General features: G+C 61.5%; 21 protein-coding genes and 1 pseudogene. 9 read left to right on the forward strand and 13 right to left on the reverse strand.

The features are described from left to right. Positions 1 to 53: 53 nt before the first annotated feature. Positions 54 to 302: a hypothetical protein gene (locus tag CYJ10_RS11365; protein ID WP_146002017.1), complete on the forward strand. Its 249-nt coding sequence runs from the start codon at positions 54 to 56 to the stop codon at positions 300 to 302. A gap of 173 nt (positions 303 to 475) precedes the next feature. On the opposite strand, the gene araD is transcribed toward CYJ10_RS11365, so the two are convergent. Genes araD through CYJ10_RS11385 form a run of 4 tightly spaced genes read right to left on the reverse strand, consistent with a single transcriptional unit; the run spans position 476 to position 5,527 of the window. Next, positions 476 to 2,203, reverse strand: a complete 1,728-nt coding sequence (gene araD / locus CYJ10_RS11370) for an L-arabinonate dehydratase (RefSeq protein ID WP_101681625.1) — start codon at positions 2,201 to 2,203, stop codon at positions 476 to 478. Positions 2,204 to 2,261: 58 nt separating this feature from the next. Continuing rightward, positions 2,262 to 3,692 (reverse strand): FAD-binding oxidoreductase, encoded by a 1,431-nt coding sequence (locus CYJ10_RS11375; protein WP_101681626.1) that lies wholly within the window; start codon positions 3,690 to 3,692, stop codon positions 2,262 to 2,264. An 11-nt stretch (positions 3,693 to 3,703) separates the two neighbouring features. Further along, entirely contained in the window at positions 3,704 to 4,525 is an 822-nt protein-coding gene (locus CYJ10_RS11380) for an HpcH/HpaI aldolase family protein (protein WP_101681627.1), read from the reverse strand. Between the two features lie 9 nt (positions 4,526 to 4,534). Next, positions 4,535 to 5,527, reverse strand: a complete 993-nt coding sequence (locus CYJ10_RS11385; protein ID WP_101681628.1) for a Bug family tripartite tricarboxylate transporter substrate binding protein — start codon at positions 5,525 to 5,527, stop codon at positions 4,535 to 4,537. Between the two features lie 161 nt (positions 5,528 to 5,688). On the opposite strand from CYJ10_RS11385, the gene CYJ10_RS11390 reads away from it, so the two are divergent. Next, positions 5,689 to 6,687: a LacI family DNA-binding transcriptional regulator gene (locus CYJ10_RS11390; RefSeq protein WP_257993253.1), complete on the forward strand. Its 999-nt coding sequence runs from the start codon at positions 5,689 to 5,691 to the stop codon at positions 6,685 to 6,687. Positions 6,688 to 7,049: 362 nt separating this feature from the next. Here CYJ10_RS11390 and CYJ10_RS11395 read toward each other — a convergent pair whose 3' ends face one another. Together CYJ10_RS11395 and CYJ10_RS11400 are read right to left on the reverse strand one after the other, a co-directional pair. Next, entirely contained in the window at positions 7,050 to 7,772 is a 723-nt protein-coding gene (locus tag CYJ10_RS11395) for a GntR family transcriptional regulator (protein ID WP_101681630.1), read from the reverse strand. Between the two features lie 20 nt (positions 7,773 to 7,792). Then, positions 7,793 to 8,791: an asparaginase gene (locus CYJ10_RS11400; RefSeq protein ID WP_101681631.1), complete on the reverse strand. Its 999-nt coding sequence runs from the start codon at positions 8,789 to 8,791 to the stop codon at positions 7,793 to 7,795. 88 nt (positions 8,792 to 8,879) lie between these two features. Between CYJ10_RS11400 and CYJ10_RS11405 the strand changes: the two genes are divergently transcribed. Then, the gene (locus CYJ10_RS11405; RefSeq protein ID WP_101681632.1) at positions 8,880 to 10,220 is read left to right on the forward strand and encodes an MFS transporter; all 1,341 of its coding nucleotides are present in this window, start codon (positions 8,880 to 8,882) and stop codon (positions 10,218 to 10,220) included. A 19-nt stretch (positions 10,221 to 10,239) separates the two neighbouring features. Here the strand turns inward: CYJ10_RS11405 and CYJ10_RS35175 are convergent, their stop codons facing one another. Together CYJ10_RS35175 and CYJ10_RS11415 are read right to left on the reverse strand one after the other, a co-directional pair. After that, positions 10,240 to 10,557: a response regulator transcription factor gene (locus tag CYJ10_RS35175; RefSeq protein WP_101681633.1), complete on the reverse strand. Its 318-nt coding sequence runs from the start codon at positions 10,555 to 10,557 to the stop codon at positions 10,240 to 10,242. 240 nt (positions 10,558 to 10,797) lie between these two features. Continuing rightward, positions 10,798 to 12,144: a tetratricopeptide repeat protein gene (locus CYJ10_RS11415; RefSeq protein ID WP_101681634.1), complete on the reverse strand. Its 1,347-nt coding sequence runs from the start codon at positions 12,142 to 12,144 to the stop codon at positions 10,798 to 10,800. Between the two features lie 334 nt (positions 12,145 to 12,478). Here CYJ10_RS11415 and CYJ10_RS33695 point away from each other — a divergent pair, with 334 nt between their 5' ends. Further along, a complete protein-coding gene (locus CYJ10_RS33695; RefSeq protein WP_146002018.1) occupies positions 12,479 to 12,835 on the forward strand; it encodes a hypothetical protein in 357 nt (118 codons plus the stop codon). A gap of 340 nt (positions 12,836 to 13,175) precedes the next feature. Further along, entirely contained in the window at positions 13,176 to 14,252 is a 1,077-nt protein-coding gene (locus CYJ10_RS11420; RefSeq protein WP_101681635.1) for a porin, read from the forward strand. An 811-nt stretch (positions 14,253 to 15,063) separates the two neighbouring features. On the opposite strand, the gene CYJ10_RS11425 is transcribed toward CYJ10_RS11420, so the two are convergent. The 3 genes from CYJ10_RS11425 to CYJ10_RS11435 all read right to left on the reverse strand — a co-directional run bounded on the left by CYJ10_RS11425 (position 15,064) and on the right by CYJ10_RS11435 (position 20,046). After that, positions 15,064 to 18,165 (reverse strand): efflux RND transporter permease subunit, encoded by a 3,102-nt coding sequence (locus CYJ10_RS11425; RefSeq protein ID WP_101681636.1) that lies wholly within the window; start codon positions 18,163 to 18,165, stop codon positions 15,064 to 15,066. Next, positions 18,162 to 19,358 carry an efflux RND transporter periplasmic adaptor subunit gene (locus tag CYJ10_RS11430; RefSeq protein ID WP_219621455.1) on the reverse strand — a complete coding sequence of 399 codons (1,197 nt, stop codon included), beginning with the start codon at positions 19,356 to 19,358 and terminating at the stop codon, positions 18,162 to 18,164. The genes CYJ10_RS11425 and CYJ10_RS11430 overlap by 4 nt, the downstream gene beginning before the upstream one ends. Before the next feature lie 70 nt (positions 19,359 to 19,428). After that, positions 19,429 to 20,046: a TetR/AcrR family transcriptional regulator gene (locus tag CYJ10_RS11435; protein ID WP_101681637.1), complete on the reverse strand. Its 618-nt coding sequence runs from the start codon at positions 20,044 to 20,046 to the stop codon at positions 19,429 to 19,431. Positions 20,047 to 20,146: 100 nt separating this feature from the next. Between CYJ10_RS11435 and CYJ10_RS11440 the strand changes: the two genes are divergently transcribed. The 4 genes and pseudogenes from CYJ10_RS11440 (at position 20,147) to CYJ10_RS11450 (ending at position 23,168) form a co-directional block, all read left to right on the forward strand. Next, positions 20,147 to 21,634, forward strand: a complete 1,488-nt coding sequence (locus CYJ10_RS11440; RefSeq protein ID WP_101681638.1) for an efflux transporter outer membrane subunit — start codon at positions 20,147 to 20,149, stop codon at positions 21,632 to 21,634. 72 nt (positions 21,635 to 21,706) lie between these two features. Then, positions 21,707 to 21,819, forward strand: a pseudogene (locus CYJ10_RS34645) (ubiquinol oxidase subunit II); the annotation flags it as partial. Positions 21,820 to 21,919: 100 nt separating this feature from the next. Next, complete coding sequence (locus tag CYJ10_RS33700) at positions 21,920 to 22,159, forward strand: hypothetical protein (RefSeq protein WP_146002019.1); 240 nt, start codon at positions 21,920 to 21,922, stop codon at positions 22,157 to 22,159. A 208-nt stretch (positions 22,160 to 22,367) separates the two neighbouring features. Further along, the gene (locus CYJ10_RS11450) at positions 22,368 to 23,168 is read left to right on the forward strand and encodes a helix-turn-helix transcriptional regulator (protein ID WP_101681639.1); all 801 of its coding nucleotides are present in this window, start codon (positions 22,368 to 22,370) and stop codon (positions 23,166 to 23,168) included. 15 nt (positions 23,169 to 23,183) lie between these two features. On the opposite strand, the gene CYJ10_RS34650 is transcribed toward CYJ10_RS11450, so the two are convergent. Further along, positions 23,184 to 23,315 carry a hypothetical protein gene (locus CYJ10_RS34650; RefSeq protein ID WP_257993254.1) on the reverse strand — a complete coding sequence of 44 codons (132 nt, stop codon included), beginning with the start codon at positions 23,313 to 23,315 and terminating at the stop codon, positions 23,184 to 23,186. Positions 23,316 to 23,426: 111 nt separating this feature from the next. Further along, entirely contained in the window at positions 23,427 to 24,329 is a 903-nt protein-coding gene (locus CYJ10_RS11455) for a DMT family transporter (protein WP_101681640.1), read from the reverse strand. Positions 24,330 to 24,788 lie beyond the last annotated feature (459 nt).

Below are 24,788 nucleotides of genomic sequence, written 5' to 3' on the forward strand. Positions count from 1 at the left end.
GTCTGATGTTTGACGTTGCCAACGCTGGCCGCTCCTTACGGTTAAGGGAGATCATGCGTTCTGGAAACACGTCGAACGAGCCAGGACCTATCACCCGAGGAACAGTGCGAATTCTCCATTTCGAATGCACGAATCGGGAATCTAAGTTCTCGACGCAAGTCGCCGCCTGGCGGCGCCTGGCGGCCCTGGTGTTGCTGCTGGCGGCTGGATTCAGCATCGCATGGTCGGCGCCAACAGACGGCTTCAAAGCCGGATCTCGCCATGCCGGCGCCATCGAAACCGGAACGCCGGTTTCGATCTGAAGAATCCTGGGCCAGCCCATTGGCGGTGGAAAGTAGGCGGCCGCGTACTGTCTCGCCACACGGACTTTCCGCTCAACGCGAGATGTCTACTCCGGGCGTTCAGAACGCCCGCGAGCCGGAAGATCGCGGGACTATCGCAAGATCACCAGGTTTTGCGTGGAGCAACCTGTGGTTCAGTAAATGGCGGGTTCCCCCGGCGAACGCCCGAAAGACGTCTCCAGATAGTCGAAGTCGCAGCCCTTATCCGCCTGGAGGATGTGCTGGGCGAACATCCAGCCATAGCCGCGCTCGAACTTGCGCTCCGGCGGCGTCCACTGCTGACGCCTACGTTCCAGTTCATCCGCGCTGACCAGGAGGTCCAGCTTTCGCTCGGCAACGTCTACCGCGATCTGATCGCCGGTGTGGACAAAGGCGAGGGTGCCGCCCACAAAGGCCTCTGGGGAAACATGAAGAATGCAGGCGCCATAACTGGTACCGCTCATCCGGGCATCGGAGATGCGCAGCATGTCGCGCACGCCTTGCTTGACGAGCTTGCCCGGAATAGGAAGCATGCCCCATTCTGGCATGCCGGGGCCCCCTTGTGGGCCAGCGTTCCGGAGGATCAGGATGTCGTCGGCCGTCACATCGAAGTCGTCGCTATCGATGACTTCCTTGAGCGACGGGTAGTCGTCGAATACGATGGCCCGACCGATATGTTTCATCAGACGGCTTTCCATCGCACAGGGCTTGATGACACAACCTTCGGTAGACAGGTTTCCCTTCAGCACAGCAAGGGCACCTTCTGGGTAGATGGGGTTGTCGGTATCCCGAATCACATCATCGTTGTGGCAGGCCGCATCCTGGATATTCTCGCCCAGCGTGCGCCCATTCACCGTGCGCTCGTCCAGTGACAGCAAGCTGCCCAGCTTGCGCATCAGGGCGGGGAGGCCACCCGCATAAAAGAAGTCCTCCATGAGGTATTTGTCGCCGGTAGGCCGCACGTTTGCGATCACCGGTACCTTCCGGCTTGCACGGTCGAAGTCGTCCAACGTCAAATCGTGGCCGGCGCGACGTGCCATCGCGATCATGTGGATGACAGCGTTGGTCGAGCAACCCATGGCCATCGCGACTGTCACAGCATTGTCGAAGGCGCCACGCGTCAGGATCTGTCGGGGAACCATGTCTTCCCAGACCATCTCGACAATGCGGCGTCCGGAAGCCGAGCACATGCGGATGTGATTGGCGTCCGGCGCGGGAATCGACGAAGCGCCAGGCAACGTCATGCCAATCGCTTCGGCTACGCCGGTCATGGTAGAGGCAGTGCCCATTGTCATGCAGTGTCCATGGCTACGGGCAATACCACCTTCAACACCCTGCCAATCTTGGTCACTGATGATGCCCGCACGGCGGTCATCCCAGAACTTCCAGGCATCAGACCCAGAGCCGAGCACCTTGCCATGCCAGTTGCCACGCAGCATCGGACCTGCAGGAATGTAGATAGCCGGTAACCCCGCGCTAATGGCACCCAATAGCAGGCCAGGGGTGGTTTTGTCACAACCGCCCATCAACACGACGCCATCGACCGGATGCGAGCGAATCAGCTCTTCCGTTTCCATGGCCAGCATGTTTCGGTACAGCATCGTCGTCGGCTTGACGAAGTTCTCCGACAACGACAACGCTGGCAGTTCCAGAGGGAAGCCACCCGCCTGCAGCACGCCACGTTTGACGTCCTCAACGCGGGTCTTGAAGTGAGCGTGGCAGGGATTGATGTCGGACCACGTGTTGATGATGGCAATGATCGGCTTGCCGGCCCAGTCAGCCGGGGCATAGCCCATCTGCATGATGCGGGAGCGATGGCCGAAACCACGGAGGTTATCGGGGGCGAACCACCGTGCGCTTCTCAAATCTTCTGCTTTCTTCATGGCATGAGTCTCTGGTGTGTGTCGCTATCTTGCGACCTTTGTTCTGGGGCTGTTCAGTTCAGGTATTCAGTACCTTGCCCGGGTTCAGCAGGTTCTGCGGGTCCAGCGCCTTCTTGATGCGATGCATTACGTCCATCTCGATAGCTGTCTTGTAGTGCAGCAGTTCGTCGCGCTTGAGCTGGCCGACGCCGTGCTCGGCGCTGATACTGCCCCGCAGCGCCACGGTGGCATCGTGGATGATCTTGTTGACGGCGTCGGTCCGGGTTTGCCATGCCTTTGCGTCGACACCATCCGGTGCGCTGACGTTGAAATGCAGATTGCCGTCGCCGAGATGGCCGTAGATGATGGGCCGTACGCCCGGGAATGCATGCGCCAACTCGGGCAGCATGCCTTCGACAAACGCCGGAAGCCGCGAAATGGGCAGCGCAACATCGTGCTTGATGTTGCCGCCGTCCATCTGCTGCGCGTGGGTGACGTTTTCACGAAGGTCCCACAGAACCTGGGTCTGCGCCAGGCTCGATGCAAGGGCCACGTCCTTGATGGTGCCTTGCTCCATACAGGCCATCAGGGCCGCCTGCATGGCATCATTCAATGCGCTGCCGTCGCCGCCATCGGCTGCCTTCATCAATAGGTACCAGGCGCAATCCTGCTCGAGCAGAGGCGGGGTGTCGGGGAAATACTGTCGTACTAGTTCGAGTGCCGGATGCGAGATGAGCTCGAAGGCGGAAAAACGGTCGCCCATCGACGCGCGCATGACGTCCAGGACACTGATGGCGTCTTCCAACGACGCTACGCCTGCAAAGGCAGACGTCTCGGCTGTCGGCAGGGGAAACAGCTTTAACGTGGCCGCAGTGACGATGCCAAGCGTGCCTTCGGAGCCAATAAATAGCTGCTTCAGGTCGTACCCGGTGTTGTCCTTGCGCAGCGCCCGCAGCAGGTCCAGGACCTCCCCGTCGGGAAGCACCACCTCGAGACCCAACACCAACTCCCGCATATTGCCGTAGCGCAGGACTTGCATGCCGCCTGCGTTGGTGGCGAGGTTGCCACCGATCTGGCACGACCCTTCGGCGCCGAGGGAGAGGGGGAACAACCGCCCGGCGGAAGCGGCTAGTTCTTGCAACTGCTGCAGGATGTAGCCAGCTTCGACGGTGACGGTGTTGTTCCGCACGTCCAGTTCGCGCACTTTGTTCATCCGGCCCAGTTGCAAGACGACCTGTCTGCCGGAAGTCATTGGGACGGAAGCGCCGCAGAGGCCGGTATTACCGCCCTGCGGGACGATAGCTACCCCTGCGCGTGCAGCCAGCCGAACCAGCCCCTGGACTTCAGCGGTCGTCGCAGGCCGCAGCACGGCGAGCGCAGGACCCTGGAACTTGCCCCGCCAGTCTTTCACGAAAGCACTGAGGTCCTCTTCACGATTTGGCGTCAGGACATTCGTTTCGCCGATGAGCGAGCGCGCCTCTGCCAGCCAGGCTTGAGCATCAAACGTCACGATGATGGTCCTCAGTAGCTGCTGGTAGCCGGCGTGCCGGCCGGGTATCCCGTGCTACGAAAGCGCGCTGCGGCACCATCCAGACCGTTGCGCAGCATGACGGTGTCCAGCGCTACGGCAACAAATTGGGCGCCAAGCTCCAGGCATTCCCGGGCGCGCGGCTCGTCGACCATCAGGATGCCTGGAGCTTTGCCGGCAGCACGGATGCGACGAATCGCGTCATTGATAGTTTTGCTGACTTCGGGGTGATTCGCACGGCCGGGATAGCCGAGGCTGGCGGACAGATCTGCCGGGCCAATGAAAATCCCGTCAACCCCTTCGATGGCTGCGATGGCTTCTATCTGGTCCAGGGCTTCCGCAGTCTCCACCTGAACGAGTACGCAAAGTTCCTCAGCGGCACGGGCCACGTAATCGGCCGTGCGGCCAAAGTTAGCGGCACGGGTAGACCCGCCCATCCCCCGAATCCCGCCAGCGGGGTAACGCGTTGCCTTGACGGCTGCTTCCGCTTCGATGGCGTTCTGGACGAATGGCAGCAGCAGGGATTGTGCACCGATGTCCAGGTAGCGCTTGATCAGTACGGGGTCATTCCAGGCAGGGCGGACCACGGCATGCGTGGGCAGCATGCCCTGCGGCGGATGCGCCGCGCCGGTCGCCTGCAGTTGGCTCAGCATCAGCGGGACGTCGGTTGGCGTGTGCTCGGTGTCCAGAAGCACCCAGTCATAGCCGGCGCCCGCGATGAGCTCCGAGACGTAGGGTGACGGAATGGTCGACCACACGCCAATCTGCGGCCGGCCTTCCTTGAGGGCTTTCTTGAAATGATTGATGGGCAGCATGGGTGTGACTTAGTTCGTGCGAATGTTGGCGCTCTTGACCACAGGGATCCAGCGGCCAACTTCCGTGGAGATGAAGGTCGCGGCCTGCTCTGGCGTGCCAGGCGTCGCAGTGTTGTTGATCTTGGCCAGCTGGGCGATGACTTCCGGCTGCTTCAGGATGTCCTGGCAAGCCTTGTTCAGCTTCTGCACGACATCCGCCGGCATGCCCGCCGGACCTTCCAGGCTCGTCCAGGAGTAGTTCACGATGCGCGGTTGACCGGCTTCGGCCATGGTCGGCGTATTGGGCAATTGCTCCAAGCGACTAGTACCGGCGACGGCCAAGGCCTTCAGCTTGCCGCCCTGGACAAACGTCACGGCGGACGTGGCCGGCACGAACAGCAAGTCCAGCTGACCGCCAATCAGATCGGTCATGGCGGGGACGTCGCCCTTGTAGGGCACCGCGTTCAGTGAGATGCCGGTGGTCTGCTTGAATAGTTCCGTCGTCATATGGCTCGACGAGCCAATGCCGGTCAGCGCAACGTTCAGCGCGTTGGGCTTGGTTTTCGCAAGCTCAACCAGTTCGGCGACACTGTTGGCCTTGAACTGCGGCGCGGCCACAAGCAGCATGGGGGCACGGCTCAGCATCGCAATATGGGTGAAGTCTTTACGCGCGTCGTAGCGGACGTTCGCGTTGACCAGTTGGTTCATGGCGTGGGTGCCGGGTCCGCCAATTACGAGGGTGTAACCGTCCGGGGTCGCCCGCGCCACCGCGTCGGACGCCAAGGAGCCATTCACGCCCGGACGGTTTTCCACGACGAACGGTTGACCAAGGGACTTGCTCAGCTGGTTGGCGATCAGGCGTCCCACGACGTCGGTCTGGCCACCGGGCGGGAACGGCACGACGAGCGATACCGGGCGGGAAGGGTAGGTGTCGGCGAAGGCACCGCCCATTGGCGCGAGCAGGGCGGCGGCCAGACCAATAAGGACGGTGCGACGGGATGCTACGTTGACGCGATTACGCATTGTTGTCTCCTCTTATGATTGCGCAATCATAGTCCCGGTCATGGCCTCAGAAACCTTGGCTACTGGCAATTCATGATGATATTTTGTGTTAGCAACATGGTTGCCGTAACATTGCAATCATTTTGATTGGTCAATCATCCGCGCCGTCCAAGAAACCAAGCGTGGCGCCCACGCTGAAAGACCTCGCTCGCCTGGCAGGCGTCTCCCCCATGACGGCTTCGCGCGCTTTGCACCGGCCGGACCTAGTCGCCGAGGCGACCAGGCTGCGCGTGGAGGCAGCTGTGGAGCAGACCGGGTACGTCTCTAATTCGCTGGCGGGGGGGCTGACGTCGCGTCAGACGCGACTGGTCGCTGCCATCGTTCCGTCTGTTGGCCACTCCTTGTTCTCAGACATGCTGGATGAGCTGGTGGGCGTGCTCGAAACGGAGCGCTACGAAACGACCCTCGGCATCTCGCGATATGACCCAATGCGGGAGGAGAACTGGCTTGCCACGATGCTGAGCCGACGTCCTGATGGCGTGGTGCTGACAGGCATCGAGCACACTGCCCGCAGCCGACGCCTGCTGCTCAATGCGGGCATCCCTATTGTCGAGCTCTGGGACTACACACCGCATCCGCTGGATGTCGTCGTTGGGTTTTCGCAGGAAGATGCGGGGCGGGCGGCGTATCGGCATCTGAAGGCATGTGGGTACCGACGGCCGGCGCTACTGCGCTCTGATGACAGTCGAGCGGGACGCCGGGCGCTCGGCTTTAAGCGCGCGGCGCAAGAAGATGGGGAGCCGGAGCCCGTGGAGATCGTATTCCCGGAAACGAATCCACAGGCGGGACGGGGAAGGGAAGTCATGACGGTGCTCCTCCAGCGCGCGCCAGAGGCGGATGCAATCTTCTGCAGCTCGGACTCGCTGGCACTTGGGGCGCTGGCTCATGCGCATGCCGTCGGATTGAAAGTGCCGGAGCAACTGGGCGTGATGGGCTTTGGGAACCAATCCCTGGCGGAAGACGGTGTGCCAGCGCTGTCTACGCTGGCCGTTGACGGGGCAAAGATTGGCAACCAGGCCGCACGGGCACTGTTGGCGCGCATGCGAGGCGATACCGCTTCCATTGCGATAGACGTGGGATTCGAGACTATTCCTCGTGCTAGCACGCATAAGAAAAGATAGAGCGCCTTCATGTTCTCGGCATTCGAATCGAATTCAATGCGGCGCGAACTTCAGCGGTGACGCCATTAATCTCGTTTTTGACATCCCCCCTCAAGGACGCCTTTGGCGTCCGCACCCGCTGAAGTCCCGGGCTTGACGCGCATTCTGGTTAGGCCATCACCCCAAGCGGTGAGGTGAAAACAGTTTCCAGGATGCCTATCTCTACGCCTATCGACTGACATTCAGGCTGTCGCAGTTCGAAGACGGCGTCGAACAGGTCGGACGCCTGCGCAAAGTCGTCGTAGAACAATAGAGAACGGCTTGAAGATGTCGAGGTACCTACACCCGCAGCGCGGTACCCGGAGGAACCGGAGCAATCCGGGTCATTCCGAGGACGGAGGGTGTCCGTTATCAGCCTTTTCAATTGCCTCAACGATAATCTTGAGGGTGGCACCCAGATGCTCCACTTCGTGTTGCTTCGCCCGTTGGACGTCTTTTTGCCGGTAATGATCCAGGATCTCCGCATGTTCGAGATTGCTGGCGGCAATGTGTTCAGGGCGCATGAATAGTGACAGCGCAATGTAGGGCGTCGCAGCGTCCCGCAAGGTCTTCACGAAGTTGGCAAGTCGTGTCTCTTCTTGCGATTCAAAGAGTACAGCGTGGAACTGCCGGTTAAATTCCGTCCACGCTACAACGTCAACGGTATCCAACATCATGGCGTGCAATTCTTCCGCGCGCCGAAGCAACTCGGGTGGCGTGTGGAGAATGGCGCTTTCGACGAGCATCGGCTCAAGGACCATGCGCAGCCTGTATATCTCGCGCACATCTTCTAGCGTCAGCCCGCGCACCACGGCACCTCGGTGGGTGTCGAAAGACGCAAGGCCTTCTGACACAAGGGTCCGCAAGGCTTCCCGAATAGGGGTCGTACTGACTCCAATTCGCTCCGCCAGCTCGTCCTGGCGCAACCGCTCACCGGCCTTAAGACGCCCCTGAAGAATCTCCTCGCGGAGCGTTTGCAAGGCGAATTGGTAGGCTGTGAGCGGGCGCTGCCGTTTGCGGGATTGGGCAACGCCACTTTTAGGTTCAGTGGCTTCCGTTGTTGTCACGTTGGTCTATGAAATGGGATTCAGACGCAAACTTTACCCCACCGACTGACCCACTCCGCAAAATCCTCCCGTGCGCAACCGGAAGCCAGCAGGGAACCGAGCAGAAGCCGCGCCTTGACCGGCGACAACCATTCGCACAGCAACGCGCCACGGCGCACCAGGTCTATCTCGGAACCGGCAAAGCCGTAGGTGTTCGTTGCGGTGCGCCCGCCGCCGGTGCGGGTCGCGATCAAAATGGGAACCCGTTTGGACAACCGCTCGATCCGGTCAGCAAATGCGGCCGACACGTGGCCCGCCCCAAAGGCGGACACGACGATGCCTTCGTAGCCAGCCGCGACCGCCGCATCCGCTAGATCGCCATCGTCCCCCATAGCTGCGGCTAGCAGCGCGATTTTCGGGAAAGGTCGTTTCGCTGCAGGGGCAAGCAATCGGGTAGGTGGCCTCTGAAAATAGTTTGGCACCCCTTCGACGACCCGACCCTGCACGCCAATGTCGCCGGACGCAAAGGTCTCCACTGAGAGGGCATCGGATTTACGCACCCAACGGGCGCTGTGAATGGTGTCGTTCATCACGACGAGGACGCCCCGGGACCTGCTATTTGGCGCGATCGCCGTACGAACGGCGGCCAAAAGGTTAGCCGGGCCGTCGGCGCCCGCCACGCGGGGCGTGCGCATCGCCCCCGTGACAATCAGCGGTTCGTCGCGTTGCCAGTAGAGGTCCAGGTAGTACGCGCTCTCTTCGATGGTGTCGGTGCCCTGCGTCAACACCACCCCTGCGGCGCCGGCATCCACTTGCGCGTTCGCCCAATCCAGGCACTGCCCAAGATGCGCCGCTGTCAGCGATGCGCTCGGCAGTTGGAGCAGCGATTCGGCGGTCAATTCTGCGACCTCGGCCAACCCCGGGACCGAAGCCGCCAGTTGCTCGGCCCCAAGTGTCGGTACCGCCCCACCGCCGCTGTCGGGTGGAGTCATGCTGATGGTGCCCCCGAGGGAGCCAATGGCGACGCGCGGCTTGTTCATTTAGGGTTCTCCATGTGGTTGTGTGCAAGTATATATAATATATACTTGCGGCACGACACACATTTGATGTGCCGGCTAGGAGACATCTATGACTGATACAGGTAGGCCTACCCGATACCGCTTTGCGATCTTCGGCCTCATCGTGCTAATTGCCCTGATCAACTACATCGATCGCGGCGCCATTGCCTATTCGGCAACCCAGATCATTGGCGAGTACGGCTTTGATAAAGCGGGTTGGGGCGCAGTGCTTGGGTACTTCGGCTACGGCTATATGTTTGGTGCCCTGATCGGCGGCGCGCTGTCGGACCGCGTGGGTGCGAAACGCGTCTGGGTCATCGCGGGCGTGGCATGGTCGGTCTTCGCCATTGCCATGATCTGGGCTGGCGATCTGGGCATTGCGGTGATGGGCGGCTCGGCGCTCGCCGGCTTCGCAACGATCCGAATTCTGTTTGGTTTCGCTGAAGGGCCCGCCTATTCCATCATCAACAAGACCATGTCGACCTGGGCGGCCCCGTCGGAGCGCGGTTTTGCCGTGTCCATCGGCTTGCTGAGCACCCCGCTTGGTGCGCTGCTCACCGCGCCGGTGGCGGTTGGACTGCTCATGCTGACCGATAGCTGGCGCACCATGTATGTCATTCTCGGCGTGCTGGGCTTCGTCCTCATCGCATTGTTCGCCTGGGTGTATACGAACAAACCGGAAGACCACCCGAAGGTCAACGCCGCTGAGTTGGCCCTGATCCAGGCCGGCCGCCCGCCTGCACAGAAAGCGGAAGACCTGTCGGGCGCCTATCCCTGGTGGAGCTTCTTCAAGAGCCGGACGCTGGTTTTCAACTCGATCGGCTACTTTTCGTTCATCTACGTCAACTTCATGTTGCTCACGTGGACGCCAAAGTATCTGAGCGACGAGTTCCATTTCACGCTGTCGTCGCTTTGGTACGTCGGCATGATTCCGTGGACCGGTGCCTGCATCACCGTACTCCTTGGTGGCCGTATCTCCGACTGGCTGTTCAAGCGCACGGGCAACCTCAAGATCGCCCGTAGCTACTTCGCCGCAAGCGCGCTCGTGCTGACCACGATCTGCTTCATCCTGGTATCGCAGGTCCACACTGTAGGGGCTGTGATTGCGCTGATGACCCTCGGCAATGCCCTGAATGCTCTGCCTAACTCGGTGTACTGGGCGGTTGTCATCGACACGGCCCCGTCGCCGTCGCGCGTCGGCACCTTCAGCGGCATCATGCACTTCCTGGCGAATATTGCTGCCGTGCTCGCGCCCACCCTTGCTGGCATCTTGTCCGCCCGCTATGGTTATTCGTCCATGTTCGTGGCAACGGCCGTCGCTACGGCACTCGGCGTGTTCGCAATGCTGCAAGTTCGCCCGGGTGTCGGTCCGGCACCTGTGGATGGTTCAATGACCCCGGCAAAGGCGTAGTCAGTTTGCCGCTGCAGCGCTAAGCGCCAGCGTTGACGTCCGGCACGGTTTTTCCTCGGCAACGGCGTTGGCATTTCGCTCGAGGCCAAAGGGCATTTCTTGTACGCCTCGTCCTTGAATGGCACGCGCGTCGCCTTGGCGATCGACGGCATGTCCGGTGCACCCACGGTGGTGCCCGGCAGCCCATCAGCAAGTTGCTGCGATGCTTGCGGGCGGTCAACACGCTGATCTGCAATGCAGCCGCAAGGGCGCGGCAACTCATGCCGGATGCGATCAGCCTCAGGACTTCACGTTCGCGCTGCGTCAGCGTGACGGAGAGAATGCGTTGAGCCTGCATGTGTTGCCTGGGAAGGGATGAAGCCCGGAATTCTGGCAGATGGCAGCTCGCTGGGTGACGCGACGGCCAGCGCCATCCCCGCGCGCCACCTTGTGAAAAAGCCGGTCGTAGGCCAAGGGCAGGGCGGGCGCTAAACGTCGCTGCGCTGTAAGCCCAGGGGCTGGCCAGAAAGCAAAAAGGGAAGCGTGGATGCTTCCCTATTTGCTTTTGTAGCGCAGCGTCTTCGTACCAGTTTCGTCGTCAGGTAGTCGGCTTCATGGTTTCGCACTGCTTTGTCATAGCCTCGCAGCGCGAGCACGTGTTTTGAGCGCGCTGATTGATCATATTCAGACCATTCGTGTTCACCGCATTGCGGTTGACCAAGCCGGCAATGCCGCCGATGACGCCAGCCCCAGCGGTCGTCAGGCAGTCAGTCGTGCACTGGTCTGCCGTAGACTTGCACTGGTCGTAAGCAACCTGTCGACGCTGGCGGTCTTCCTCCATGCGTTGTGCTTGAGCCTGGGATTGGGCCTGTTGACGTTGGTTGTTCGAAGCCGTGCGCTGTGCGGCGGCATTGGCTTGCGCTTGCGCGTTGTCGGCTTGCGCGTTCTTCTGGTCGAGCTTGTCCTGGACCGTAGCCATACGAGCCACAGCGGCATCCATCAGTTTGCTCTTGGAGTATTTCTCAACGATGGTGCGGTAGGCGTCCAGGGCAAAATCGTAGTTGCGCTCTTGCTCCTGCCGGCTTCCGTAGGCGAACAGCTTGTCCGCTGGCAGTGTGGCGATGGCCTTTGCATGCAACCCGGCGGCTTGCTTGCGCGTCACGGCGTCTGCATCCGCCTGCTCCAGCGCGCGGCGCGCAGTGTCCCATTGACTGTCAATCTCCGTCATGCGGGTGCTGTCCCAGCCAGCGTAGCCTTGGCTCACGAGTGCCCCCTGAAACCGTTGAACGCAACTGTCCCGGTCATTACATTCCGTGACGCGATAGCTGCCCGGCGAGCCGGTGACCAGCGCGTAACCCCACAAGTCGAGTTGATTGCGAGCCTTTTCATCGGGCCAGCTTTGCCAAGTCTTGGTCCGTGAGTTATAGCTTGCCAAATAGACAGCATTCACGCGGCCTTCCGGCTGATCTTCCGAGCCGCTTGTCGAATAGGCTGCCAGCTCGTTGTTGGCGGTGAGATTCGAGCGATAGATTCCTAGGCGCCTCTTCCCGGAAAAGTACGCGATGCTAAATCCGCCGCTGTCCTGAATGGCTTTCTCGTAGGTCTCTGCAGGTCCTTCGCTGCCGGAAGAGAAGCGAATCTTGATGGGATACTGCAACGAGCCGGACGCATCGTACCTGCGGGTCTCGTACTTGCCGAACACCTTGCCGTGTCGGAAGTAACCTGCGGAAGTTGACGAAGTCCCATCCGTCTGCAAATAGGTTAGCTTGCCATCCCCATGACCATAGCCATCCTGGCACTTGCCCTCCCACCGGATGCGCTCCCCAGGCCTTGGTACCTCGTTCCACAGCTTGCAATTTGCTTCCGCGTCTGTGAAGAACTCTCCATCGGCGTGAGCAGAAGTCGCCACAAATAGGGCCGCCAAGGCCCAAAGTACCCGTTTCATCCCGTTTTCCCTAGATTCGATTGTTTTTTTCGAGCGGGAGTCTCGCTTGCAACCTGGTAAGTGCCGAACCCCCACTTAGTGGGGTTGGGGTGCTGTACAACACGGGTTTTTCCGATAGTGTCCCGATGGGTCAAATCCTTGCCCCGAGATATCAAACGATGGGTTGGATTTTCGATGATACTGCCGCGCTCGCCGAGGCCGGGGCTGTGCGTCAGCTGGCGTGGTCGGGCTGATGCTGTCTTGGAATTTCCCGCTGTCACGTCACGGGCTCCACCGCTACTGGCCAGGTCGTGCATGGGGTACGCGGCGGCGTCGAATCGGAAACGGATCGTTCTTGAACGCGGGTGTGACGTTCAGCCCAAATCAGGTTGCCCGCTTGGGCCGCCGCACGCTTGGCGAGGATAGAAAGCAACTTTCACGTGTCAACATGAGCCTTTCCGTAGATCAACGCCGCCTCCTTACACAGATGTTGGGCGGTCACAAGCTAATCGCCCAAAAATCACCCCTCGATGGACGGGTCGTCGGTGCCAAACTTTACCCACCCGGTTCGATGGATGCTGAAGACGTTCCGCTGTGGCGAGTGGAGAAACTCATTGAACGCGGGCGGTTGCGGCCGAACCCGGCGGTAACCAGCCCGGTTGACGAATGGATTGTCACACCCATTGGCGCCAGGCGTAGAACCGCCGAATGACTCCGCACACAACAAGATGGCGTCACCAGAGAGATCCGGGGCGGGTAGTCCCTCGATCCATCTGCCATCGCCAAGCCTAGCCAATTTCTAGATGTGCCGAACAGCGCACGAGTCATCGTGGCGTTTGGTGGGCGCTTTGTCGAAGCCGCCATCTCTTGGCGATCCAAAGCGCTCATCTGCGGTGTGCGAAGGGGGGGGCAACACTGTCTACTCGCGTCCGCGTATGACACACCGATCACTACATCGCACATGACACGGGCCTTGAGGCCAATGGTATGAGTCTTGCGCACCGGCTAGCCTTTCAGGACAGGAAGCCTGCCAAATAGGAATCGGAGGCCCAATGAAAAAGTCAATTGCGCTGATCGCGACCACTGTCCTGACCGGCACCGCATACGCCCAGTCCAATGTCACGCTATATGGGATCGTTGATGCCGGCGTCGAATTCAATACGAACGCAGGGCCGAATGGCAACAGCCTCACGCGACTGACTTCTGGGAATCTGTCCGGCTCGCGCTGGGGGTTGCGCGCGACCGAGGACCTAGGCCGCGGCCTGAAGGCGGTATTCGTCCTGGAAAGCGGATTCGACCTCGATACCGGTAACTTGGCCCAGGGCGGACGCCTGTTCGGGCGCAATGCCTATGTCGGGGCGAACAGCCCATACGGGTCGTTGCTGCTGGGCCGGCAGCAAACGGCCATGCGCGAATTCGGTATTGTTTATGACCCGGCACAATTGGCCGACCGCTACGGCATCCTGTCGATCGCGCCGGAGTTTGGCGCGCGCGCGGACAACTCAATCAAGTACGTCGGCCAGTTCGGCGGGCTGACTGCAATTGCCTTCTATTCGTTCCAGTCCAATGGGAACGAGGTGCCGGGCGCCTATGTGTTTGGGCGTGATTTCGGTGCGTTCCTCAACTATGCCAAGGGTCCGTTTTCGCTGGGCGTGTCCTACGACGACGCCCATGCCGGTACGCCTGCAAACCAGGCGCCGGTCTTCCGGCGCTATTCGGTGGCGGGTACCTACGCGACAGGCCCGGCGAAAGTATTCGCCGGCTACCGCCTCGCCAAGGCGCTCGATGGCGCCATGCTGCCGGGTGCCCAAGCCGCGAATACCGGATCGAATCTCTACTGGCTGGCGCTCGGGTACCAACTGACGCCAGCGTTCTCGGTGACCAGCGCAGCCTACTACCAGGATTTCCGTCAGACCGGCTCGGATCCGTGGCTCTTTTCCGTGATGGGCGACTATTCGTTGAGCAAGCGCACCGATCTTTATGCATCGGTGTCGTATGCGCTTAACAAGGACAAGTCGCAGCTCGGCGTAAACGGCTTCAACAGCGGATCGGGCTCGAGCGCCATTTTCAACGTGGAGCCGGGCGCGAACCAGTTCGGTGCGGTGGTCGGTATTCGTCACCGGTTCTGAAGAAGGCCGGCTGTAGTATCGACGTCTGAGCGGCTTCGCCCGTCGGCGCATCGCGGCTGGGCGTCTGGAAGGAAACTTGGTGGGCAAGATTGAGATTCGCCACCCGTGGTGCGAGGGCAGGGTGGGAGTGAATTCCGTCAAAAATTCGTCATTCGCCAGTGGCAAATGGCTCTCGCCACCCTGCGAGGAAAAGTCTATGGCGGTCACATCGCACGTTGATGACAAGCTGCTCAAATGAGCGGGATTGCCGCCATTTGTACGGTGTTCCCATTCCTTCGTTAGGGCTATCGGCTGGGTATTCCTGCTTCTCGAGGATGCATCCGCAAGCCTGACGACGCCTTCGGTGAGTATTGCATCTCGCCGTTCCCGAACGACCAGTTTTCGGGCTGGACATCGATCAGGCTGATCCATACTTCCTCGAGGCGGGTACCCGTACGCCGACTGATGCCTTCGGAAAGCTCTTCCAGATAGACCCTTGTGGGCGTGCCACTGCTACTGGTCATTTTCATCGCTCCTGTGTCCAGCCGTTCTCATGCTGTCTGGCAACGCTGTCGGTCTTGAAAAACCGTGCACTACCTACCCGGAATAAATTGCGAGTAAGCGCTATTCTTTGCAAGAGCATTTCCGTGGTCAGCATTGGCCGACAGCACCCATGCGATAGCAGCGCGATTCAGGCGACGATTGCGACACGTTTGGGCTGGCGATTGATATCCGTGCACAGTCGGCCCGTAGATTCGGCGCGGTCAGCGAAGCCAGAATGGTCTGGCCTCGGTCAATGGGTGGGGCTGTGAGTTGCTCGGGGCCGACCCGATCACGACGCTTGCGCCAAGTTGTCCACGGTAGGCTCCTGCAGCAAGATCTCCGCTGGCGGCCGGATGCGGAACCAAATCGCGTACATCGCCGGCAGGAACACCAGCGTGAGTAGCGTTCCCGCGAGCGTCCCTCCGATCAGCGTATAGGCCAGTGTGCCCCAGAACACCGAATGCGTGAGCGGGATGAAGGCGAGGATGGCTGCGGCGGCCGTCAGTAGCACCGGCCGCGCCCGTTGTACGGTGGCCTCCACCACCGCGTCGTACGGCGAGAGTCCCTCCTTCAGGTTGCCCTGAATCTGCCCGATCAGGATCAGCGTGTTCCGCATCAGGATGCCAGACAGCGCCACCAGACCGACGAGCGCATTAATACCGAACGGCTGGCGGAAGAGCAGTAGGGTCGGGACCACGCCGATCAGGCCGAGCGGACTCGTCAGGATGACCATGACCATGCCCGCCATCGACCGCACCTGTAGCATGATGATCATCAGCGTGATCGCCAGCATGATGGGGAACAGCGGCGCCAGCGCCTTGTTCGCCTTGCCTGACTCTTCGATGGATCCAGCCATCTCGATACGGTAGCCAGAGGGCAGCTTCTGGATGATCGGTTGAAGTTGCGCCAGGATGGCCTTCGATACGTCGGGCGGCTGCTGGTCATCGGCAATGTCGCCCCGCACGGTGATGGTTGGGGTGCGGTCGCGGCGGCGCAGGATGGGATCTTCCATGCGCACGTCTACCGTGCCGACCTGGGAGAGGGGGACGCGCTCGCCGTTGGCACCGATCAATGTAAAGCCGGCGATACGCTCCGGGTCAAGGCGGATGTCGCCCGCGGCGCGCGCCACTACCTGCACGGAGCGGATGTCCTCGCGCACCTCGGTCACCGGCACGCCGGTCAGCAGGAATTCAAGCTGTCGCGCCACGTCGCGGGAGGTCAGGCCGACCGCCTGCAGGCGGTCCTGCTGGAGCGTGAAATGCAGTCCCGGCACACGCGGGCCCCAATCGGTGTTGACGGTGCGCATCAGTTCGCTGGCGCCCATCACGCCTTCTACCTGCTGTGCGATGGCTCGCAGCTTGTCGGGGTCTGGACCCATGACGCGGAACGCGACGGGGAAGGGCGAGTAGGGTCCGAACACCAGTTGCGTCACGCGCACGCGCGCGCCCGGTGCCAGGCCTTCGGCGATGGCCTGGCGGAGTCGGCCCTTGAGCGTGTCGCGTGCTTCCTGGTTGTCGGTGCGCACCACGATCTTAGCGAAGGACGGGTCGGGTAATTCCGGCGACATCGCCAGGTAGAAGCGCGGCGCCCCCTGGCCCACATAGGCGGTGACGATTTTTGCTTCTGGCTGCTTATCGAGCCATGCTTCTATCTTCTGCGTCGCGGCGCTGGTCTTTTCGATGGATGTGCCGTAGGGCATCTGCACCTCCACCAGTACTTCGGGACGGTCGGAGGTCGGGAAGAACTGTTTGCGCACGGCGCCCATGCCAAGCACACTCGCGGCGAACAGTCCGACGACGACCGACGCCACCAGCCATTTTCGCCCGATCACCCTTCCCAGCAGCCCACGAAAACGCTGATAGTTGGGCGTGGCGTAGATGGCGCCATGGCCGCCATCCACCTTCTTCATCTCAGGCAGCAGCTTTACGCCGAGATAGGGCGTGAAAGCAACCGCGACAATCCACGACGCGATCAGCGCGATGCCCACGATCCAGAATTGGTTGCCGGTGTACTCGCCAGCGGAAGACTTCGCAAAGCCGTTCGGCATGAAGCCCACAGCAGTGATGAGCGTACCGGACAGCATTGGCGCGGCCGTGTGGCTCCAGGCATAGGCCGACGCGGCGATTCGTCCATATCCTTCTTCCATCTTCACTACCATCATTTCGATGGCGATGATGGCATCATCCACCAGCAGTCCGAGAGCCAATATCAGGGATCCCAGCGTGATGCGGTCAAAGTTCTTTCCCGTCGCGGCCATGACGACAAAGACCGCGGCCAGCGTCAGCGGCACAGCCGCCGCGACCACGATGCCAACCCGCCAGCCCATGCTGATGAAGCTCACCACCAGCACCACGATCAGCGCGGCGAAGAATTTGACCATGAACTCGTCGACCGCCGACTTGATGTTGACGGCCTGGTCGGTGACCTTGCTCAGTTCCATGCCCAGCGGCAGTTCGGCGTTGACCTTCGCCACTTCCGCATCAAGCGACTTGCCGAGGTCGAGGCCGTTCCAGCCGTCGCGCATCACGATGCCGAGCAGCAGCGCCGGCTCGCCCTTGTTGCGCACCACGAAGGTCGCTGGGTCTTGGTAGCCGCGTTCGACGGTGGCGATGTCAGACAGTTTCAGCGTGCGGCCGTGCGCCACCACGGGCGTGTCGCGGATGCGTTCCAGCTTGTCGAAGGCGCCGTCGAGCCGCACGAAGACCTGCGGCCCGTCGGTGTCGATTGAGCCCGCGGGGGTGAGCACGTTCTGGCTGTTGAGCGCGGCAAAGATATCCTGCGGTGTCACGCCGAGCGTGGCCAGCCGGTCGTGCGAGAACGACACGTATATGCGCTCTGCCTGCTCGCCGATGATGTTGACCTTCTTCACGCCAGCCACATGCAGCAGCCGCTGGCGGATGGTCTCCGCCTCGCGCACCAGCAGTCGCTGCGGCTCACCCCTTGCCTTTAGCGCGAAGAGGCCGAAGGTCACGTCCGAGTATTCGTCGTTGATGAGCGGGCCGATGACGCCGCTAGGCAGGGAACGCGCTTCGTCGCCGAGCTTCTTGCGCGCCTGGTAGAACTCCTCGGGGACTTCCGCTGGCGGCGTGCTGTCGAGCAGCGTAACGGTGGTGAACGCCAGTCCCGGTCGTGTGTAGGTTTCCGTACGGTCGTAGTAGCGCAGTTCCTGCATGCGCTTTTCCAGCTTTTCCGCGACCTGGTCCTGCATTTCCTGCGCCGTCGCACCGGGCCATGCCGTGATGAAGATCATCGATTTCACGGTAAATGGCGGGTCCTCGGCACGGCCGAGCTGGAAGAAAGCGACGATCCCGGCGATCGAGATGAGGATGATCAGAAAGAGGGTGACGGCGCGCTCGCGCACGGCGAGTGCCGAGAGGTTAAAGCCACTCATTGCTGCCCCCGCACGCCGTTGATGGTGTTGATGGTGTTACCGTCCTTCCCGGCGGTGGCGGTTTCGGCGACCTTCACCTCGGAGGCGACCCTGACCTGCTGCCCCTCGTTCAGCAGGTGAGCGCCCAGTGCGACAACGCGATCGCCGGGCTGGATCTGGCCTTGGACCCGCGCGGCATCGTCGCTGATGGCGCGCACGGTGACCGGTCGCCACGTCACGTGTGCCGGCGTGCCAGTGATCACCCAAACGCCAGTGCCTTTGCCCGGATCGTGGAGTGCACCGATGGGAACCTGCAAGCCGGATTGCGACGCTTCCTGCGGATCGGTCACCTGCAACGTGACCGTGGCGCCAAGCGGCGCATCAGTCAGCGCGCCGCCGAGCACGTAACGCGCTTCATAGGTCCGAGTCTGACGATCAGCGGCGTCGGAAAGCTGCCGCAGGGTTGCGGTGACCGCTTCGCCGTCCTTGCCGTAGAGCGTTGCGCGAGCGGTGGAGCCTACCTGCGGGCGCAGGGTTTCGGGCAGGTGGATGATGGCCTCGCGCTGTCCGGCGCGGGCCAGCCGTACCACCACCTGGCCGGCATTCACGACCTGCCCTGGTTCGGCGACGGTCTCGACCACGACGCCGTCGGCATCGGCTAGCAACACGGCGTAGTCGGACGCATTGCGCGCCACGTCGGCCTGTGCCTCTTCGGCCCTGAGTTGCGCCCGCGCCGAGTCGGCGGAGGCCTTGATCTGATCGTACGCTGACGCCGATACGGCGCCGGCCGCCACCAGATCGCGGTAGCGCTCCTCGTCAGCCGCCAGTTGCATGGCGCGCGCCTTGGCAGCGGCCACCGCTTCTAGCCGTGCGCGTGCGGCCAGCTTCAAATCAATGGGATCGAGCCGCATCAGCGGCTGGCCGCGCTTCACGGATTGGCCAGTGTCAACCAGACGCTCCAGTACCTTGCCAGATACGCGGAAGCCCAGATCGCTCTGCACGCGCGCGGCGACGATGCCAGTGAAGGCGCGCCGGGCAGCCGACGCGTCCTGGACGTTTTCTACTCTCACAAGCGGCGTTTGTACGCGCGGATCGGGTTGTGGCTTGCCGCCGCATGCCGCCAGTGCGAGTGGCAGGAGACATACGGCAGTGAACGCAGCGGCGCTAGTGGCGGCTTGGGAGACGGTGGATGCGGAAAATCGGCGCAGAAGCATGAGGGCCCTCCATACAGATGGCCTTCACTGTAGTAACAGTGACCAATTTAGTCAATGGTCACTGCGAAAGTTAAGGTGCGAGACTTCGCAGGATCAGGTTGCTGAGTTGTGCCGGCGCCACTTCGACAAAGTCCAGGTTGTGTTGAAGCTGCAGGGGATCAAGGTAGGGCTTCATCACGAGGTAAATGGCGTGAGCCGTCTCGTCGAGTGGCGTTTTACGCTCGAACTCACCGGATTCGCGCCCTTCGCGAACAATTTGCAGGATCAGTCGCTGCATATGGGCATCGTAGGCGCGGGCCGAACCCCACTGTTCCTCGCAGGCCACCACGGCAATGGCGTACAGCTTTCGGTCTTGAAAGAAAAGCCGGCTGCCAGCTTCAGCCAAGGTGCCGAAGAGGCGTCGCAGCCTTTCGGAGGCTGAGTCGGCGCCGGCCACCGACTCGTCTACGGCCTGCTGCATCTGGTCCAGGCAGTTGCGGCAGATGACTTCGCCGATCGCCTGTTTGGAGTCAAAGAACTTGTAGACGTAGGCCTTCGAAAATCCGATGGCCTTGGCCAGGTCGGACACCGTGGTCTTCTCATATCCGTAAAGGCTGAAGTGCTCCGTGGCCGCTTCCACGATCTGATTGCGCACGCTGTGATCCACGGGCCCGCGCGGTTGGGGGGCGATGGGTTGGGTATCGGTCATGTCGTGAGCTTACACGCTGATTACTCATTGACAAAGAGTGACCAGTTTGTATTATGGTCACAAGTCACGCATGAATTCGACCATGTTACCCCGGCAGCCTATGCATTCCCAACGCCTTCCTTCCCGTTTCGTTTTCCACGTTTCCGCGCTCCTCGTTGCCGTTTCTACGCTGGCCGGCTGCGCTGTCGGTCCCGATTACCGCAAGCCCGACGTGCCCAACGCGGAGCACTTCCTTGGGCAGAGCGATGTGGAGCAGCGCCGAGCCGCCACCCGGGCGGATCTTGAAATCTGGTGGGAAGGGTTTGGCGACGCCGAACTAACGCACTTCGTGCGGCTGGCGCTCGATCAGAACCTCGATCTGGCGGTGGCCGCCGCACGGGTGGCACAGGCTAGGGCAGGGCTACGCTTCGCGACGGCCGCGCTGCTGCCCTCGGGCGGCGTTAGTGCCCAAGCCGCCAAACAGTACCAGTCCGTAGAGACCCCGCTCGGCCGGGTACTGAATACGGCCCCCAGCTTCGACCGGCATGGCAGCCTGTACGAGGCCGACCTGACCGCGAGTTGGGAAATCGATATTTTCGGCGGCCTGCGGCGCGAGCGCGAAGCCTCGCAGGCGGAGTACCAAGCATCGGAGGCCGGGCTCGCGGCGACCCGCGTGGAGGTGGCGGCACAGGCCGCCGACACCTACGTGACCATCCGAGGTCTGCAGGCCCGGCTGTCGATTGCGCGGCAACAGGTGGATACGCAGCAGAAGTTGGTCTCGACTGTCAGGTTGCTTTACGCCAAGGGGCTGGCGGCCGCGTTGGAGGTGCAGCAAGCGGAAGGCGCGCTCGCGCAGGTGGAGGCCACGATTCCGGAACTCGAATCCGGACTCGATGTCGCGTTTAACGCGATGGACGTACTGCTCGGCAGCCCTCCAGGCACCTACCGCGCCGAACTCGCCGACATCAAGGCGATCCCCGTCGCGCCAAGGATCGAAGCCACGGGCGCGCCAGCTGACTTGCTGCGGCGGCGCCCCGACCTGATCGTGGCGGAGCGCAGGCTGGCGGCGTCTAATGCCCGGATCGGCGCCGCCATCGCCGAGTACTATCCGAAGGTCACGCTCAGCGGGTTGCTGGGCAGTGCGACGACGGTTGCCAGCGGCAACCTGTTCTCGGCCGGCGCTAACCAAGCTGCCGGCGTCGCAGGCCTGCGCTGGCGACTGTTCGACTTTGGGCGCATTGGGGCGCAGATCGATCAGGCCAAGGGGCAGGAGGCCGAGGCGCTGGCTGGCTATCGACTGGCGGTGTTGCATGCATCGGAGGATGTCGAGAATGCTTTCACGGCGCTGGTCAAGCGCGAGGAGCAGACCCGCACCCTACAACGCGGGGAACTGGCGCTCAGGCAGGCGCGGAATTCGTCGTTCGCGGCCTACCAGAAGGGCGTCGTCCGCCTGATCGAAGTGCTGCTCGCGGACGAGAACCTGCTGAAGACGTCCGATGCGAAAGCGCAGGCCGAAGCGCAAACGTCTCGCGCGGCCATCGCTGCATTCAAGGCTTTGGGCGGAGGTTGGCAGGCGCCTGCGGTGCCGCCGGGGGGTGCAGCGCTCTAGGGGAATGCGGCCAGGCCATGGGTCTCCGTTGATGCAACCCTGGCCTGCTTGCGCTCGCTGCGTCGCGACGCGCATGCGCTGCCGTTTCTCTACACGCCGGCGCTCATCTTCCTCGGATACGTGGCCTGGCGATCAGCATTTGGCCCAACATTGTGCCGCCATCCATATCGATCTGGGACGCGGCGTGCGCCCAGGCTCGGCATGGGGGACCGCACATCAACGTGGTGACAGATGGCATGCATTTCGCTACTAAGTCAAGTGTGCATTCAGTATCGGGAGTGATAGATGGCAACGTATGAACGCGGAGGCGTTGTCATCGTGAGCGGTGTGGAAGAGATCACCGGTGGAAGGTACAGGGGGCAGCTCACGATCGATACTGGCGGTGGTATCTGGCTTTACTGTTGCGCCAAGTTTCGAAACACTCCACTTGATGCGCGTACCGATGCGGATGCGGATGTGGAGTACGCATATCGGAAATTTCTAGCAGAACCGCTCGGCGCCCAACGGCCCTGTAATCTTCATTGATGCTATTCAGCTGGCCATCGAACCGAGACCGATGTTGAGCACGACGACCTGTTCAGACGGGGCGCCTATGACGAGGATCGTCAGACGGGGACGTGCATTCAGCAACTGAATGCCCGCCCTGCGAGCGATGCTTTCTCCCCAAGGCTATTGTCAGGCTAGCCCAAGATCACCGAAGATTAGTCATTCGCCCATCCTTCCTGGGGACGACATGCATCCACTCTCGGATTCCGCAAACCAGTCGCACCGCGAAGACGTCTTTGCGCTCTGGGACCGACTGGCCGAGTTCTCCGCAGGCGAAGCCGATGCCGCGCTCACCCATTTATTAAGCACGCTCTGTGCAATGGTCACGGCACACAATGCACTTTGGGCTGTAGTTGTGCGATTACCTTCGATCGCGCGTAAGGATCCCTTGTTCGGCTGGCGTCCACGCCTGGTTCGGCTCCTGCATCCTGTACCCGCAATGGTCGCTTCCGTGCAGGAGCAGTTCGACACGCTATGGTCCGGCAACGTCGATTCGTCACATGTCGTGGCCGTGTCGGGGGACGAGCCGTTCCGCGCTAACCTGCTCTTCGAGGCGATGCCCGCCGAATGGTTTGAAGGCGCCCACTATCGCCGTCACTACCTCGAAGTGGGTCACGCCGACAGCATCCAAGTGCGTTGTTCGCTCAATGACGACGTGCGCATTCATCTCTTCGTGTTTCGCGATCTGCAAGCCCCGCGCTTCTCCGCGCCGGATCTCGAGCTTCTGGGCTTCGTGATGCATGGGCTGAGATGGTACTACCGGCAGCAACTGCTAAGCCACGGTCTGCTCATCGCCGACGCTTCGCTGACATCCGCCGAGCGAAGGGTGTTGCTGGGGCTGCTCGACGGACTGACGGAAAAGCAGATCGCGCAGAAGCTCGAGCAGAGTCCGAACACGACGCATGTCCACATCAAGTCAATCTACGCAAAATTCAACGTTCGGAATCGCTCGACGCTCACCGCGCTGTGGCTCGGCAAGTTGCGATAACGAATGGCAGAGCGGCTAAGGTGCGAACAGATCCAACCCGGCAAGGGCCAGTGCGCCGCTCAACGCGATGGCGGCCGTGGAATCCGCGAGCAGCAGGATGGCACCCGACAGCCAGCAGGCGAACGTGAAACCAATTGCTGCTTTCATGGTGGCACCTGATTCGTAGATGGGCTGAGGCGAGCCCACTCGGCCGCCAACGGAATAAGTGCCTCAGCGAACGCGCAGGCAGAATGCATCTTCCCGCCCCAAGAGGTATCGCTAACATCGCGCCTTGACGCTATGCCTGGTACCCACCGACGCTGCCAGCCAGATGCCGAGCAGGACGGCAATGAAACTGACAACAAGACGCGTACTTACGGGTTCCCGCAGGAACAGAACACCGCCGAGGGCCGCAACGGGGGGGACCAGTAGTTGGATGATGGCGGCGGACATCGCAGGCAGTTGTCGGATGACTGCTCCCCAGACGACAAAGCCGAAAGCCGATGTCACGGCACCTGACGCTACGGCGAGGGCAACGCCGGCTACGCTCGCATGGGCATGGCCATTAAGCATCCAGCCGAGGCCGATGCAGATCGGCGTCGCGCGTAGGAAGTTTCCTGCCGTTGCTGACAGTGGACTTGCCGCTCGCCTGCCTCGTAATGTATAGATCCCCCATGCCACGCCTGCGCCGACCATCATCAGCAAGCCCGAGAATCGCGGAACGCCGACGCCGGGTGAAGTCAGGGATAGCAATCCAGCAATGGCCAGGAGATAGCCCAACAGGGCCATGCGGTGGAAGCGCTCGCCTTTGAGGAGACAGGCAATAAATATTGTCAGTTGTACCGTCCCGAACAGCACGAGCGCACCGGAACTGACGCCGAGGGATAGGTACGACAATGAAAACAGAATCACGAAAATCCCCAGCGCTGTCGCCGAGATCCAGTCAGGGTCGGGGCGGGGCTGCCGAGCATACGCCGGTCTCAGCTTCGTCACGACCAGTAGCGTCGCGCCTCCGGCCAGCAGCCGGATATCGGAGAACGTCGCTGCGTCGATGGCGTAGTTGAACAGTGCGACGCGGCACAGCAGCGCGTTTACGGCAAATGCAGCGATCGCAATCGCGCCCTGCAGGGCGCAAGTCGGCGTGATCGCACTGGGGTCTGCGGGAGTCAGATAGGCATTCATCGCCCTTCCTTTCTTTAGCGTCGTAAGCCTTTGGCAGGCGCATTGCGCCGCACCTCTTGCGTTTGCTGGAGAGTAGGAGGCTTGATGGCGTCCGGAAATAACCTGAATAGGTGACCAAGTGCTGGCGCCTGCGAAAGGTTGCGTCAGTCCAGGGAGAAATGCCGGATGATGGGATGTCGTGAAGACTTGACGGTCTGGGGATGGACGCCACCCACGAAGGGTTCTGGTCCAGAAGCGCTGCCGCTCGCTACCGCTGCCGCCGCAACGCCCACCGCACCTGTCCCAACATGTCGAGGCTGTCGCTGAAAAGCGGTTGGTGCAAGTGGTGAGATGAGACTGGATTTTGTATCACTACGTATCCAGGCGGATCGGGTACATATGCCGATACGAGAAGGCTATCGGATGACACACCGCCGATACGCCTTTCCCGTCGAATGGAATCCCGAGCACCGGTCGTGA

It is taken from the genome of Cupriavidus pauculus (assembly GCF_002858765.1).
GTDB lineage: Bacteria > Pseudomonadota > Gammaproteobacteria > Burkholderiales > Burkholderiaceae > Cupriavidus > Cupriavidus pauculus_B.